The organism is Ramlibacter sp. MMS24-I3-19 (genome assembly GCF_050320135.1).
Taxonomy (GTDB): Bacteria; Pseudomonadota; Gammaproteobacteria; order Burkholderiales; family Burkholderiaceae_C; genus Ramlibacter.
On record NZ_CP190017.1, the window covers coordinates 2100880 to 2115002 of the forward strand.

12 protein-coding genes and 1 pseudogene are annotated in these 14123 nt (G+C 67.9%); all 13 read right to left on the reverse strand.

Features of this window, described 5'->3' with window-relative positions:
• Positions 1–14: 14 nt before the first annotated feature.
• Entirely contained in the window at positions 15–2735 is a 2721-nt protein-coding gene (locus tag ACPWT1_RS10520; protein WP_427915540.1) for a FimV/HubP family polar landmark protein, read from the reverse strand.
• Between the two features lie 282 nt (positions 2736–3017).
• Entirely contained in the window at positions 3018–4166 is a 1149-nt protein-coding gene (gene asd, locus ACPWT1_RS10525) for an aspartate-semialdehyde dehydrogenase (RefSeq protein ID WP_427915311.1), read from the reverse strand.
• A 77-nt stretch (positions 4167–4243) separates the two neighbouring features.
• Positions 4244–5332 carry a 3-isopropylmalate dehydrogenase gene (gene leuB, locus ACPWT1_RS10530; protein ID WP_427915312.1) on the reverse strand — a complete coding sequence of 363 codons (1089 nt, stop codon included), beginning with the start codon at positions 5330–5332 and terminating at the stop codon, positions 4244–4246.
• Positions 5329–5919, reverse strand: coding sequence for a hypothetical protein (locus tag ACPWT1_RS10535; RefSeq protein WP_427915313.1), 591 nt, complete (start codon positions 5917–5919; stop codon positions 5329–5331). The genes leuB and ACPWT1_RS10535 overlap by 4 nt, the downstream gene beginning before the upstream one ends.
• Positions 5850–6317, reverse strand: coding sequence for a hypothetical protein (locus ACPWT1_RS10540; RefSeq protein WP_427915314.1), 468 nt, complete (start codon positions 6315–6317; stop codon positions 5850–5852). The genes ACPWT1_RS10535 and ACPWT1_RS10540 overlap by 70 nt, the downstream gene beginning before the upstream one ends.
• On the reverse strand, positions 6314–6964 hold the full coding sequence (gene leuD, locus ACPWT1_RS10545) for a 3-isopropylmalate dehydratase small subunit (protein ID WP_427915315.1): 651 nt from the start codon (positions 6962–6964) through the stop codon (positions 6314–6316). The genes ACPWT1_RS10540 and leuD overlap by 4 nt, the downstream gene beginning before the upstream one ends.
• A 26-nt stretch (positions 6965–6990) precedes the next feature.
• Positions 6991–8412 carry a 3-isopropylmalate dehydratase large subunit gene (gene leuC / locus ACPWT1_RS10550; RefSeq protein ID WP_427915316.1) on the reverse strand — a complete coding sequence of 474 codons (1422 nt, stop codon included), beginning with the start codon at positions 8410–8412 and terminating at the stop codon, positions 6991–6993.
• A 25-nt stretch (positions 8413–8437) separates the two neighbouring features.
• Entirely contained in the window at positions 8438–9382 is a 945-nt protein-coding gene (locus ACPWT1_RS10555; RefSeq protein WP_427915541.1) for a LysR substrate-binding domain-containing protein, read from the reverse strand.
• A gap of 148 nt (positions 9383–9530) precedes the next feature.
• Positions 9531–10840 (reverse strand): annotated as a pseudogene (gene gltA, locus ACPWT1_RS10560) (citrate synthase).
• 32 nt (positions 10841–10872) lie between these two features.
• Positions 10873–11139 carry a succinate dehydrogenase assembly factor 2 gene (locus ACPWT1_RS10565; RefSeq protein WP_427915317.1) on the reverse strand — a complete coding sequence of 89 codons (267 nt, stop codon included), beginning with the start codon at positions 11137–11139 and terminating at the stop codon, positions 10873–10875.
• A gap of 11 nt (positions 11140–11150) precedes the next feature.
• Entirely contained in the window at positions 11151–11855 is a 705-nt protein-coding gene (locus ACPWT1_RS10570; protein WP_427915318.1) for a succinate dehydrogenase iron-sulfur subunit, read from the reverse strand.
• 61 nt (positions 11856–11916) lie between these two features.
• The gene (sdhA, locus tag ACPWT1_RS10575; RefSeq protein WP_427915319.1) at positions 11917–13725 is read right to left on the reverse strand and encodes a succinate dehydrogenase flavoprotein subunit; all 1809 of its coding nucleotides are present in this window, start codon (positions 13723–13725) and stop codon (positions 11917–11919) included.
• Positions 13726–13730: 5 nt separating this feature from the next.
• On the reverse strand, positions 13731–14117 hold the full coding sequence (gene sdhD, locus ACPWT1_RS10580; protein WP_427915320.1) for a succinate dehydrogenase, hydrophobic membrane anchor protein: 387 nt from the start codon (positions 14115–14117) through the stop codon (positions 13731–13733).
• Positions 14118–14123: the final 6 nt, after the last annotated feature.

Consider the following 14123-nt stretch of genomic DNA (forward strand, 5'->3'; position numbering starts at 1 on the left):
GCCGGAGGTCGGGCTCAGCCGATCTCCGCGAGGAACTTCTGCGCCTTGCTCTTGAGATCGCCGGAGGCTTCCGCGATCACTTCCTGCGCGAGGCTGCGGGCACCGTCGGCGTCACCGATGGCGTTGAATTCCTCGGCAAGTGCGAGCTTGGTGGCCAGCGGGTCGGCGCTGTCCACATCATCGGCCATGATGAACGCCGGTTCGTCAGGCACGACAGGTGCTGCAGGCGCCGTGGCGCGAGCCGCCACGGGAGTTGCGGGCGCGGCAGGCTTGGCCGATGAATCGAGGTCGAGCGAGAGCGCGCCGAGATCGAATTCGATCATCCCGGCGTCGGCCGCCGGTGCAGCGGCAGCGCGTGCGGGCGCCGGTGCCGGAGCAGCAGGGGGCTCGGCGCTGAAATCCAGGCTGTTGTCGGCTAGGTCCAGGCTTGGCGGGTCCAGCTGCACCGGCTGCGTCTGCTGCGCCGAGAAGTCCATCTCTGGAGCCCGCGCCTTGGCTGCCGGTGCGGGCGCTGCCTTTGTCACGGGTGCCGATGCGGCAGGTGACGGCTCGTCGCCGAGCGAGAAGTCGAGGTCCAGATCCAGATCGATCGCGGCCGGTGCCGCAGCCGGAACGGCGGCAGCCTGCTTCGTCGTGTTGAGGTACCCAGCATCCTCGACCGGCAGGACAGACCCCGTGGGGGCGGCGGGCGCCGCGCCCGGGTGGCCGCCAGGCTTGTACATCGGATTGGCAGGATCGAGTTCCTGGCCCAGCTCGCAGATGCGCGCCCACTCGCCACCCTCGCCGTGCGTCAGGCTATAGGCCTCGCTCGCCACCTGTTCGAAGGCCTTGGCATCGCGGCGCTTGGCGTAGATCTCGAGCAGCTTGACGTGGATGGCCACGCGCTGCGGATTGATGCGAAGCGCTTCCTTGAGGATCTCTTCGGCCTGCAGGTCACGACCGTAGGCCAGGTAGACGTCCGCCTCGGCGACCGGATCCACGTCGCCGGCCGCATCGAGCTGGCTGGGCGAGTAGACCATCGACGACCCGGTGGCCGTTCCCTCGTTGGTGTCGACCCGCTGGCCGCCGCTCGCACCGAAGAAGGAGTCGGGCTGCAGTCGGCTCTCGAGGAAGGAGCTGTCGACGGACGCGCCGCGACGGCGCTGGCGTGCACGCCAGCCGACGAGGCCCAGCAGGGCCAGAACCGCGGCGCCGATGACGCCAGGAACCAACGGCTCATCGAGCATCTGGTCGATGAGTCCGCGTTCGGGAGCAGGTGCCGGAACGGCAGCCGGCTTGCGAGCGGCGACTGCCGCCTTCGGCGTCGCGCCCGCAGTGCTGTCGTTGGTGGTGCTCGTCGTCGGCGAGACGGAGGGGTCGGACGTCGTGCTGGAGGAAGGCGCCGCGCTCTCTGCCGGAGCCGACGCTTCGCCGGCCGGGGCCGACGGAGCTGTCGCCGTCACCGGCGCGGGCGCCGCAGACGTCGTTGCAGGAGGTGCCTCGGGCGTGGGCGTTGTCTTGGCGGGCGCAGCTGCCGTGACGGGCGCAGCTGCCGTCGGCGCGCTCGCGCTGGCCGCCGGCGTCGGTGCCGGCTTGGCAGTGGTGGCCGAAGGCGTCCCGACGGTCAGTGAGGGGCCGGTGGCAGGACTGCTTGCCTTGCCGGCGGTGCCGGCCGTGGCGGAGGCCGAAGGACCAGCCTTGGGGGCGTTGGCCGCGGCCGTGACGCCGTTCAGCTCCGCGAGGTTGCGATCGAGTTCGGCCATGCGGGCCGCGGACTCCTTCGACGCACGCTCGCGCGCGATCCTGTCCTCGCCGGCCTTGCCTTGCACGGCCCCTTTCGAGAGGGTCAGGCGGTCCGGTGTGGCCGTCGACGGCTTCTTCTCGTCGACCTTGCCTTGCACTGTGCCGCGGCTCTCGCGCCCGGAGCCCACGCTGGGTGCCTCGGGCACGCTCTCGGCCACCTTGCGGCGGAACTCGTTGAAGTCGCGGCTCTGCGCGATGAGCGTCTCATGGGCCTCGGCTGGGGGAACAGCTTCGGCCTGCTCCTGCGAGGGCAGGTTGAGGACGGTGCCGGCGCGCAGGCGGTTGATGTTCCCGCCGCCGAACGCATCGGGGTTGCTGCGCAGCATGGCCACCAGCATCTGGTCGAGCGACACCGTGGCAGGTTTGTTGGCCGCGGCGATCTTGCCGGCCGTGTCGCCCGCCTGCACGGTGACGGGCTTGCCATCGCCCTTGGCGGTGGACGTCGTGGCCGGGGGTGCGGGAGCGCGTGTGGTCGCGGCAGCCGGCGATTCTGGACGCGGCTGCTGCGGGCGGGGGGCCACCGGCTTGGCGCTGCTCTCGGCGCTGCCAGAGGGCTGGACCGGGGAGGTCTGGGCCGTGAGCGGCTGCTGTCCCTGCCGCATCGCCGGCGGGTCGAACAGCATCGTGAAGTCGCGCCGGATGCGGCCCGACGACCAGGAGGTCTCGAGCACGACATCCACGAACGGTTCGTTGATCGGCCGGTCACCGGACAGGCGCAGGAAGTAGGAACCGTCGGAACGGCGTTGCACCGCCACCTGCACATTGGCCAGCGCGGCGTTGTAGTCCATCCCTGCGCTTCGGAACGTGGCGGGCGGGGCGATCGTGGCCTTGAGGCTGGAGACCTCCTCCGGCGTGATCTCCGGCAGATCGATGTCCACGCGCAACGGTTCGCCAAGCGCGGACTGGACGGTGACGCGACCGAGGGCCAATGCCTGCGCATCGAACGACGGCACGCTCAACAAGGCAGCCGTGGCCAACGCCACGGCAGTGGCTTGCCAACGGCGCGAGCGCTTGCTTGTTGAGGTCCCCACTGCTCGGTCTGCAGGCAGTTTTTTTCTGTTCATGCGGACGGTCGCCTTCCGGCGGAAATTGCTAAAAGGACCATAACATCAATGTCTTAGGGAAACAAGCTGAGACATGGCTTAACGTCCGAAGCACGTTCCACAACGCGACGGGACCCCGTCCGTCGTTGCCCATCCACAACGTGCTGTAACGAAGCGCTACAGCACGGCCGATCAGGCGTCGAGCAGGATGCGCAGCATGCGACGCAGCGGCTCGGCGGCGCCCCACAGCAGCTGATCGCCGATGGTGAACGCACCCAGGTATTCGGGGCCCATCGCCATCTTGCGCAGGCGACCCACGGGGATGCCGAGGGTGCCCGTGACTGCCACAGGCGTCAGGTCCTTCAGCGTCGCTTCGCGCGTGTTGGGCACCACACGCACCCAGTCGTTGTCGCTCGCGATCAGGGCCTCGATGTCGGCGAGCGGGACGTCCTTCTTCAGCTTGAACGTCAGCGCCTGGCTGTGGCACCGCATCGCACCCACGCGCACGCAGAAGCCATCGACCGGCACTGCCGTGGTACCGAAACCGGCACCCTGGCCGAGTATCTTGTTGGTCTCGGCACCGGCCTTCCACTCCTCGCGCGAGACGCCGCCACCCAGGTCCTTGTCGATCCAGGGGATCAGCGAGCCACCCAGCGGCACGCCGAAGTTCTCCGTCTCGGTGGCCGTCATCGCCTGCTGGCGATGCAGCACCTTGCGGTCGATCTCGAGGATGGCGGACTTCGGGTCGTCGAGCAGCGCCTTCACTTCGGCGTTCAGCGTGCCGAACTGGGTGAGCAGCTCCCGCATGTGCTGCGCGCCGCCGCCCGAAGCGGCCTGGTAGGTCATGCTGCTCATCCACTCGACGAGGCCGGCCTTGTAGAGGGCGCCCACGCCCATGAGCATGCAGCTCACGGTGCAGTTGCCGCCGATCCAGTTGCGGCCGCCCTTGCCCAGTGCGTTCTTGATGACCGGCAGGTTCACGGGGTCCAGGACGATCACCGCGTCGTCCTTCATGCGCAGCGTCGAGGCCGCGTCGATCCAGTGCCCGGCCCAGCCCGCCGCACGCAGCTTGGGGAACACCTCGCTGGTGTAGTCGCCACCCTGGCAGGTGATGACGATGTCGCACTTCTTCAGCGACTCGATGTCGAACGCATCCTTCAGCCTGGCCTCGTTCTTCGCCTGCGCGGGCGCCTTGCCGCCGGCATTGGAGGTCGAGAAGAACATCGGCTCGATGAGCGCGAAGTCGCCTTCGGCCTGCATGCGGTCCATCAAGACCGAGCCGACCATGCCGCGCCAGCCGACGAGGCCGACGAGAGGTTGTTGTGCCTTGGAGAGTGCCATCGTCAAACGCCTTTCTGAGTGATCCGTTTCCCCCGGCTCGTCCGGGCCGGGGGAGGCGCGCGACGAACCGGAGCTTGCTAGCTCTTGGTGGTTTTCTTGGTGATCGCGGCCACGACAGCGTCGCCCATCTGGCGGGTGCCGACCTTCGTGGTGCCTTCGGAATGGATGTCCGCCGTACGCAGTCCCTGCGCCAGGACCGACTTCACCGCGGACTCGATGCGGTCGGCGGCGGCAGGCTGGTTGAGGGAGAAGCGGAGCATCATGGCTGCGGACAGGATTGTAGCCAATGGGTTCGCGATGCCCTTGCCGGCGATGTCGGGCGCGCTGCCATGACTCGGCTCGTAGAGGCCCTGGTTGCCCGCATTCAGGCTGGCCGAGGGCAGCATGCCGATGGAGCCGGTGAGCATCGCGGCTTCGTCCGAGAGGATGTCGCCGAACATGTTTCCCGTCACCACGACGTCGAAGAACTTGGGCTGCTTCACCAGCTGCATGGCCGCGTTGTCGACGTACATGTGGTCCAGCTTCACGTCCGGATACTGCTGGCCCACCTCGGTGACCACGTCCTTCCAGAACTGGAAGGTCTCGAGCACGTTGGCCTTGTCGACGCTGGTCACGTGCTTGCTGCGCTTGCGCGCTGCCTGGAAGGCGACGTGCGCGATGCGCTCGATCTCGGGGCGCGTGTAGCGCATCGTGTCGAACGCTTCCTCCGCGCCGGGGAAGTGGCCGTCGACCGACGTGCGCCGCCCACGCGGCTGGCCGAAGTAGATGTCGCCGGTGAGCTCGCGGATGATGAGGATGTCCAGGCCCGCCACCAGCTCGGGCTTGAGGCTCGACGCGTAGGTCAGCTGCTCGTAGCAGATCGCCGGGCGGAAGTTGGCGAAGAGACCCAGGTGCTTGCGCAGCCCCAGGATCGCCTGCTCCGGCCGCAAGGCGCGTTCGAGCTTGTCGTACTTCCAGTCGCCGACGGCGCCGAACAGGATGGCATCGGCGGCCTTGGCCAGCTTCAGCGTCGACTCGGGCAGCGGATGGCCAAGCGCCTCATAGGCCGCGCCGCCCACCGGCGCCGTCTCGATCTCGAACTTGAGATCCAGCACGTCGAGCACCTTCAGTGCCTCGGCGACGATTTCCGTTCCGATGCCGTCCCCCGGCAATACTGCAATCTTCATGGCTTGTCTTTCCTGGTGAATGGGAGCCGCGCGTAGTCCGCCAGCACGCTGCGCAGCCGGTCCAGCAAGGCTGGATTGGGCGCGGAGGCGCCGCTGGCGAGCAGCGCGATGTTGTCGGCGAGCGTTTCCTCGGGATGGAATACGTACTCGGTGTTGCCGCCGAGCCGCTGCAGGTAGGCCGGCACGTCCTCGACCCGCCACCATTGCAGTTGCCCTGCACGGCGCAACGGCAGGCTGGGCTGGCCGGCACGCCCGGGCTCGACGGCGAGCAGGCGGACCTGCAGCACGGAAAAGAAGGTCTCTCCCGGCTTCAGTTGCGTGCGGCTCGCCACCAGCAGCGGCACGAGCCACTGCTGGCCGGCGGGCGTCTCGACGCGCATCGCGTGGCGGCTGTGCGGGGCATCCGGGTTGGAGATGCGTGCCGGCAGCCACTCCTGGGGCCAGGCCAGCGGCTCGATCGGCTCGAATCCCAACTCGCGATAGAGGCGCGTGGCGAGCTCCGGCTTCGCGCGCGTGGTCACGTGCACGATCTCGTGCGCGAGCACGAAAGCGTCAGCGCCGGCGCCGCGCGATGGGCCGCGGGGCATGAAGACGGCCTCCCGCGGGTGTACGGCGCGCCGCCGGCATCGCTGCCGTCAGTACACACGATGGTCACGGGCCACGGAGTGGGCATTCCCAGCTGGCGCAGCTGCGGCACGGCAGCCATCGCGGCGTCGCGCCATCGCCGCTGCTCGCTTGCATCGCACGCATGCCCTGCGACTGCAAGCGCCGCCTTGAAGGCCGCGGCACCGGCATCGGGCCGGCCCACGGTCGCCGCGCGCTGGAACGGGCTGACGGTCGCCATCCACTCGTCATCGGCCATCAGCTGCGCCCTGGCTTCATCGGCCGAGGCGAAGCGAAGCGCTTGCGGCCGTGCGTCCTCGGCCGAAGCCGCCAGCGCCAGGAAAGCGACGCCGGCAGCGGCGAGGCTGCGCAGCGGCTTCATGCGGCCAGGGTGTGCGCCAGCCACGGCTTGGTGGCCAGGCGCTGTGCTTCGAAAGCCCGGATCTTGTCGGCCTGGCGCAGCGTGAGGCCGATGTCGTCGAAGCCGTTGAGCAGGCAGTACTTGCGGAACGGCTGCACGTCGAACGGGATCGACTCGCCGCCCGGCGTGGTGACCACTTGCCGGTCGAGATCGATCGTGAGCTCGTAACCCGGAAACGCGCGCACCTCGTCGAACAGTTTCGCCACCGTGGCCTCGGGCAGCACGATGGGCAGCAGGCCGTTCTTGAAGCTGTTGTTGAAGAAGATGTCGGCGTAGCTTGGCGCGATGAGCGCGCGGAAGCCGTACTGCACCAGCGCCCAGGGCGCGTGCTCGCGCGACGAACCGCAGCCGAAGTTGCGGCGCGCCAGCAGGATCGACGCGCCCGCGAACCGCGGCTGGTTCAGCACGAAGTCTGGATTGGGCTTGCGGCTGGTGGGGTCCTGGCCGGGATAGCCGGGATCGAGGTAGCGCCACTCGTCGAACAGGTTCTGGCCGAAGCCGGTCTTGCGGATCGACTTCAGGAACTGCTTGGGAATGATCGCGTCGGTGTCGACGTTCTCGCGGTCCATCGGCGCCACAAGTCCCTTGTGGATGGTGAATTTCTGCATGGTGCTGCGTGCCTCGTGTCGTGCTGTCAGGCGAACTGGCGGATGTCCACGAAGTGCCCGTGCACTGCGGCGGCGGCTGCCATCGCGGGGCTGACCAGGTGCGTGCGCCCGCCCGCGCCCTGCCGACCTTCAAAGTTGCGGTTGCTGGTGGAGGCGCAGCGCTCGCCCGGCTCCAGCCGGTCGGCGTTCATGGCCAGGCACATCGAGCAGCCGGGCTCGCGCCAGTCGAAGCCCGCGGCCTTGAAGATCTCGTGCAGGCCTTCGCGCTCGGCTTGCTCCTTCACCACGCCCGAACCCGGGACGACCATCGCGAGCTTCACGTTCTTCGCGACCTTCTGGCCGAGGCGCTTGACCACCGCCGCGGCCTCGCGCATGTCCTCGATGCGGCTGTTCGTGCACGAGCCGATGAACACCTTGTCGACGAAGATGTCGTCGATCGGCTTGCCGGGCTCGAGCCCCATGTAGGTGAGGGCGCGTTCGATCGCGCCGCGCTTGGTCGTGTCCTTCTCCTTGTCCGGATCGGGCACGCGGCCATCCACGCCCAGCACCATCTCGGGCGAGGTGCCCCAGGTCACCTGCGGCACGATCGTCGAGGCATCCAGTTCGACCACCGTGTCGAACTTCGCGTCCGGATCGGAACGCAGGGTGCGCCAGTAGCTCACGGCCTGGTCCCACTCCACCCCTGTCGGCGACAGCGGACGGCCCTTCAGGTACTCGATCGTCTTGTCGTCAACCGCCACCATGCCGGCGCGCGCACCGGCCTCGATGGCCATGTTGCAGACCGTCATGCGGCCTTCCATCGTCAGCGCGCGGATGGCCGAGCCGCCGAACTCGATCGTGTAGCCGGTGCCGCCGGCCGTGCCGATGCGGCCGATGATGGCCAGCACGATGTCCTTGGCGGTCACGCCGCGCGCGAGCTGGCCCTCGACCTTCACCAGCATGTTCTTCGCCTTCTTGGCCAGCAGCGTCTGCGTGGCCAGGACGTGCTCGACCTCGCTCGTACCGATGCCGTGCGCCAGCGCACCGAAGGCGCCGTGCGTGGACGTGTGCGAGTCGCCGCACACCACCGTCATGCCCGGCAGCGTGGCGCCCTGCTCGGGGCCGATGACGTGCACGATGCCCTGGCGCTTGGAGAGGAACGGAAAGTACGCCGCCGCGCCGAATTCGGCGATGTTCTTGTCCAGCGTCGTGACCTGTTCCTTGCTGATCGGGTCGTCGATGCCGTCGTAGCCCCGCTCCCAGCCCGTGGTGGGCGTGTTGTGGTCGGCGGTCGCGACCACCGAGCTGATGCGCCAGACCTTGCGGCCGGCGGCACGCAGGCCCTCGAAGGCTTGCGGGCTGGTGACTTCGTGCACCAGGTGCCGGTCGATGTAGAGGATGGCGGTGCCGTCCTCCTCGGTGTGGACGACGTGTTCGTCCCAGATCTTGTCGTAGAGGGTGCGACCCATGGCGTGTTCCTGCGGAAGGGTTGGATTATCGAGCTGCCCCGCCGGCAGAGGCATGCTCTGCCCGAGGGCACAGGTGGTCGACGAGCAGGCGCGCAGTGACCGGCAGGCTCGCGAAGTCGCGCGCCAGCAGGTCGATGTCGCGCACCGCCCAGTCATCTCGCAAAGGCACGGCTTGGAGTTCACCGACGCCTTGCAGCAGCGCGAAGGCGCGATCGGGGATCAGGCCGATGCCGAGTCCGTTGTGCACCATGCGGCACAGCGCATCGAGACCGGTCACGCGGATGCGCAGCCGGATGTCCTTGCCGGCGGCTGCGGCCGCACGGCGCATCGCGAGATCGAGCGCGCTGTTGCCCTGCAGGCCGATCTGGTCATGGTCCAGCGTCTCTTCGTACCAGACGGCAGACTGCGCGGCGAGTGGATGGCGGCGGGGGACGGCGACCACGAGGCGGTCCTGCCGATACCGACGCGATTGCAGGTCGTCGATGGAGCCGGGCGCGTTGCAGATGCCGATGTCGGCATCGCCGTCGCGCACGGCGCGCACGACCTCGCTGCTGACGTGCTCCTCGAGATCGAGCTTCACCTGCGGATGCAGCGCCGTGAAGCCCGCCAGGTCGTCGGGCAGGAACTGCATGATCGCCGAGAGGTTGGCGTGGATGCGCACGTGTCCGCGCACGCCCTGGGCGAACTCGCTCAGCTCGCCCTGCATGCGGTCCAGGCTGAACAGGACGGAGCGCGCGTGGTGCAGGAAGGTCTCGCCGGCCGGGGTCAATTCGACGCCGCGCGGGCGGCGGTAGAGCAGCGGTGCGCCGAGCGCGGCCTCCAGGTCCGAGAGGCGCTTGCTGATCGCGGAGGCGGCGATGAACTCGCGCTCGGCCGCGCGCCCGATGGAGCCCAGCTCGCAGACAGCCACGAACAGCTGCAGGGACGTGAGGTCCAGGCGGCGGGCGAAGCTGCGCTCGGGTGGCTGCATGGGTTCGTGATGCGCGATGGCTTCCTGGATTATCCGTGCCAAAATCCCGTGATCCATCTCGAAGCACGATGGCTGCCGCCGCGAGTCGCGCTGGGCGCGCCCATGAAGAAGGCCCGCCGAGGCGGGCCTTTCAGCGGTGCGGAGCCGATCAGCGCTGCGCGAGCGGCTTGACGTCGCGGCGCACGGCGCCGGTGTACAGCTGGCGCGGACGGCCGATCTTGTACTCGGGGTCGCCGATCATCTCGTTCAGCTGCGCGATCCAGCCCACGGTGCGGGCCAGCGCGAAGATGCCGGTGAACAGCTTGACCGGGATGCCGATCGCGCGCTGCACGATGCCCGAGTAGAAGTCCACGTTCGGGTAGAGCTTGCGGGAGACGAAGTACTCGTCTTCCAGCGCGATCTTCTCCAGCGACATGGCGAGCTTGAACAGCGGGTCGTTCTCCAGCCCCAGTTCCTGCAGCACTTCGTGGCAGGTCTCGCGCATCAGCTTGGCGCGCGGGTCGTAGTTCTTGTACACGCGGTGGCCGAAGCCCATCAGGCGCACGCCCGAGTTCTTGTCCTTCACCTTGGTCACGAACTCGCCGATCTTGGCGACGCCGCCCATCTGCTGGATGTCTTCCAGCATGTTGAGCGCCGCCTCGTTGGCGCCGCCGTGCGCCGGTCCCACAGGCACGCCACGCCGGCCGCGATCGCGGCGAACGGGTTGGTGCCCGAGCTGCCGCACAGGCGCACGGTGGACGTCGACGCGTTCTGCTCGTGGTCGGCATGCAGGATGAAGATGCGGTCCATCGCGCGCACCAGCACGTCGTTGGGTTCGTACTCCTCGCACGGCGTGGCGAACATCATGCGCATGAAGTTCGCGGTGTACGACAGGTCGTTCTTCGGATAGATGTACGGCTGGCCGGTGCCGTACTTGTAGGCCATCGCCACCAGCGTCGGCATCTTGGCGATCAGGCGGATGGCCGAGATGTCGCGGTGCTCGGGGTTATTGATGTCGGTGCTGTCGTGGTAGAAGGCCGAGAGGGCGCCCACCAGGCCGGTCATCACCGCCATCGGGTGCGCGTCGCGCCGGAAGCCGCGCAGGAAGAACTGCAGCTGCTCGTGGACCATGGTGTGGTTGGTCACGCGCGAGACGAAGTCCTTCTTCTGGGCCGGGTTGGGCAGGTCGCCGTACAGCAGCAGGTGGCACGTCTCGAGGAAGTCGCACTGCGTCGCCAGCTGCTCGATCGGATAGCCGCGGTACAGCAGCTCGCCCTTGTCGCCGTCGATGTACGTGATGGTCGACTGGCACGCCGCCGTCGACATGAAGCCGGGGTCGTACGTGAACATGCCGGTCTGCGCGTACAGCTTGCGGATGTCGATCACGTCCGGGCCGATCGTGCCCTTGTACACGGGCAGGTCGACGTTCGGGCTGCCGTTGCTGAACGACAGGGTGGCTTTGGTGTCGGCGAGTTTCATGTCGGATCCTTCTTTCGAATGTCGGTCGGCGCTCAACGCGTACGCAGGAGTTGCAGCAATTGGCGGACCTCGGGGCGGTCGAGTTCACCCCAGGGCTGGCGGCGGGCGAGCAGCAGGTCGAGCAGGTCATTGTCGGCCAGCTGCATCAGCTCCTCGAGCAGCACGCCCTGCCGGGCGGTGATCGCTTCGCCATGGCGGGCGAAGAAGCGCTCGAGGAACAGGTCGTTCTCCAGCAGGCCGCGCCGGCAGCGCCAGCGCAGCTTGCCCACGGCATGTTCGTCGAGTGCGATCTCGGCCATGGACCTGTCGCCTAGATGGCGCGACGCACCATCAGTTCCTTGATCTTGCCGATGGCCGCCGTGGGGTTCAGGCCCTTCGGGCAGACGTCGGTGCAGTTCATGATGGTGTGGCAGCGGAACAGGCGGTACGGGTCCTCGAGGTTGTCGAGGCGCTCGCTGGTGGCCTGGTCACGGCTGTCGGCGATGAAGCGGTAGGCCTGCAGCAGGCCGGCGGGGCCCACGAACTTGTCGGGGTTCCACCAGAAGCTGGGACAGCTGGTGGAGCAGCTGGCGCACAGGATGCACTCGTACAGGCCGTTGAGCTCGTCGCGCTCCTCGGGCGACTGCAGCCGTTCCTTCTCGGGCGGGATGCTGTCGTTGACCAGGTACGGCTTGATCGAGTGGTACTGCTTGAAGAAGTCCGTCATGTCCACGATCAGGTCGCGCACGACGGGCAGCCCGGGCAGGGGCTTGAGCACGATCGGGTCCTTCAGCGTGCGCATGTTCGTGAGGCACGCCAGCCCGTTCTTGCCGTTGATGTTCATCGCGTCCGAGCCGCACACGCCCTCGCGGCAGCTGCGGCGGAAGGCGAGGGTGGGATCCTGCGCCTTCAGCTTCATCAGCGCGTCGAGCAGCATGCGCTCGTTGCCCTCGAGCGTGATCTCCACCGTCTGCATGTAAGGCTTGGCGTCCTTGTCCGGGTCGTAACGGTAGATCTGGAAGGTGCGTTTCTGCATGATGGATTGGAGTCGAATCGTTGGCGTTGGTGCGCCTGTGCAAGTACGTAGGAGCCGGGCCTCAGAAGGTGCGCACCTTGGGCGGGACGGTGTCCACGGTCAGCGGCTTCATCTTGACGGGCTTGTACGTCAGGCTGTTGCTGCTGCTGTGCCAGAGCGTGTGCTTCATCCAGTTGGCATCGTCGCGGCCGAGCGGGACCACCGGGTCGTCCGCCGGGCGCTCGTAGTCGCTCACGGTGTGCGCGCCGCGGCATTCCTTGCGTGCCGCGGCCGACACCATGGTGGCCTGCGCGCACTCGATCAGGTTTTCGACTTCGAGGGCTTCGACGCGCGCGGTGTTGAACACCATCGAGGTGTCCTTCAGCGCGATGCCGCGCACGCGCTCGCGCAGCGCAGCGATCTTGCGCACGCCCTCGTCCATGCTGGCCTGGGTGCGGAACACGCCGGCATGCGCCTGCATGGTGGCGCGGATGTCGTTGGCCACGTCCTGCGCGTACTCGCCGCTGGACGCCTTGTCCAGGTGCGCCAGTCGCTCGAGCGTGCGGTCGGCGGCGTCGCGCGGCAGTTCCTTGTGCGACTTGGTTCCGCTGGCGAATTCGACGATGTGGTTGCCGGCCGCGCGGCCGAACACCAGCAGGTCGAGCAGCGAGTTGGTGCCCAGGCGGTTGGCGCCGTGCACGCTGACGCACGAGCACTCGCCCACGGCATACAGCCCGTTGACCACCGCGTTGTTGTCGGCGGCGGTCTGCGTGACCACCTGGCCGTGGATGTTGGTCGGGATGCCGCCCATCTGGTAGTGGATGGTGGGCACGACCGGGATCGGCTCCTTGGTGATGTCGACGTTGGCGAAGTTGACGCCGATCTCGTACACCGAAGGCAGCCGCTTGTGGATGGTCTCGGCGCCGAGGTGGTCCAGCTTGAGCAGCACGTAGTCCTTGTTCGGGCCGCAGCCGCGGCCTTCCTTGATCTCCTGGTCCATCGACCGGGAGACGAAGTCGCGCGGGGCCAGGTCCTTCAGCGTGGGCGCGTAGCGCTCCATGAAGCGCTCGCCGTTGCTGTTCAACAGGATCGCGCCCTCGCCACGGCAGCCTTCGGTGAGCAGCACGCCCGCGCCGGCCACGCCGGTCGGGTGGAACTGCCAGAACTCCATGTCCTCCAGCGGGATGCCGGCGCGTGCCGCCATGCCCAGGCCGTCGCCCGTGTTGATGAAGGCGTTGGTGGAGGCGGCGAAGATGCGGCCCGCGCCGCCGGTGGCCAGCAGCGTGGTCTTGGCTTCCAGGATGTGCAGGTCGCCGGTCTCCATCTCGAGCGCGGTGACGCCCACCACGTCGCCTTCGGCGTCGCGGATCAGGTCCAGCGCCATCCACTCGACGAAGAAGCTGGTGCGCGCCTTCACGTTCTGCTGGTACAGCGTGTGCAGCATCGCGTGGCCGGTGCGGTCGGCCGCGGCGCAGGCGCGCTGCACCGGTTTCTCGCCGTAGTTGGCGGTGTGGCCGCCGAACGGGCGCTGGTAGATGGTGCCGTCGGGGTTGCGGTCGAACGGCATGCCCATGTGCTCGAGGTCGTACACGACCTTCGGCGCCTCGCGGCACATGTACTCGATGGCGTCCTGGTCGCCCAGCCAGTCACCGCCCTTGACGGTGTCGTAGAAGTGGTAGTGCCAGTTGTCCTCGGACATGTTGCCCAGCGACGCGCCGATGCCGCCCTGCGCGGCGACCGTGTGCGAACGGGTGGGGAACACCTTGGACAGCACCGCGACGTTCAGCCCGGCGCGCGCCAGTTGCAGCGACGCACGCATGCCGGAGCCGCCCGCGCCGACGATGACGACGTCGAAGCGGCGGCGGGTGATGTTCTTGCTGCTGTATGCCATTGAGTTCAAACCCTCCAGAGCACCTGGATCGCCCACCCGGCACAGCCGGTGAGCCAGACGATGACGAACACCTGCAGCACGAGGCGCAGGAAGACCGGCTTGACGTAGTCCATCAGCACGTCGCGCATGCCCACCCACACGTGCCACAGCAGTCCAGCGATGACGGAGAACGTCAGCACCTTCATCCACTGGGCGGCGAAGATGCCGGCCCACTTGTCGTAGCCGATCGGGCCGCGCGTGAACAGCACCTGCACCAGCACGACCAGGGTGAACAGCGCCATCAGCACGGCGGTGACGCGCTGGCTGAGCCAGTCGCGCATGCCGTAGTGCGCGCCGACGACGGTGCGGTGGGACCCGTAGTTGACCGGGCCCTGTCTCTTGGGAACGCTCATCTTCTT

Coding starts and splice junctions, on each gene's coding strand:
- asd (WP_427915311.1), bottom strand. CDS start 4,166: ATGGCACTCTCCAAGGCACAACAACCTCTCGTCGGCCTCGTCGGCTGG.
- leuB (WP_427915312.1), bottom strand. CDS start 5,332: ATGAAGATTGCAGTATTGCCGGGGGACGGCATCGGAACGGAAATCGTC.
- ACPWT1_RS10535 (WP_427915313.1), bottom strand. CDS start 5,919: ATGCCCCGCGGCCCATCGCGCGGCGCCGGCGCTGACGCTTTCGTGCTC.
- ACPWT1_RS10540 (WP_427915314.1), bottom strand. CDS start 6,317: ATGAAGCCGCTGCGCAGCCTCGCCGCTGCCGGCGTCGCTTTCCTGGCG.
- leuD (WP_427915315.1), bottom strand. CDS start 6,964: ATGCAGAAATTCACCATCCACAAGGGACTTGTGGCGCCGATGGACCGC.
- leuC (WP_427915316.1), bottom strand. CDS start 8,412: ATGGGTCGCACCCTCTACGACAAGATCTGGGACGAACACGTCGTCCAC.
- ACPWT1_RS10555 (WP_427915541.1), bottom strand. CDS start 9,382: ATGCAGCCACCCGAGCGCAGCTTCGCCCGCCGCCTGGACCTCACGTCC.
- ACPWT1_RS10565 (WP_427915317.1), bottom strand. CDS start 11,139: ATGGCCGAGATCGCACTCGACGAACATGCCGTGGGCAAGCTGCGCTGG.
- ACPWT1_RS10570 (WP_427915318.1), bottom strand. CDS start 11,855: ATGCAGAAACGCACCTTCCAGATCTACCGTTACGACCCGGACAAGGAC.
- sdhA (WP_427915319.1), bottom strand. CDS start 13,725: ATGGCATACAGCAGCAAGAACATCACCCGCCGCCGCTTCGACGTCGTC.
- sdhD (WP_427915320.1), bottom strand. CDS start 14,117: ATGAGCGTTCCCAAGAGACAGGGCCCGGTCAACTACGGGTCCCACCGC.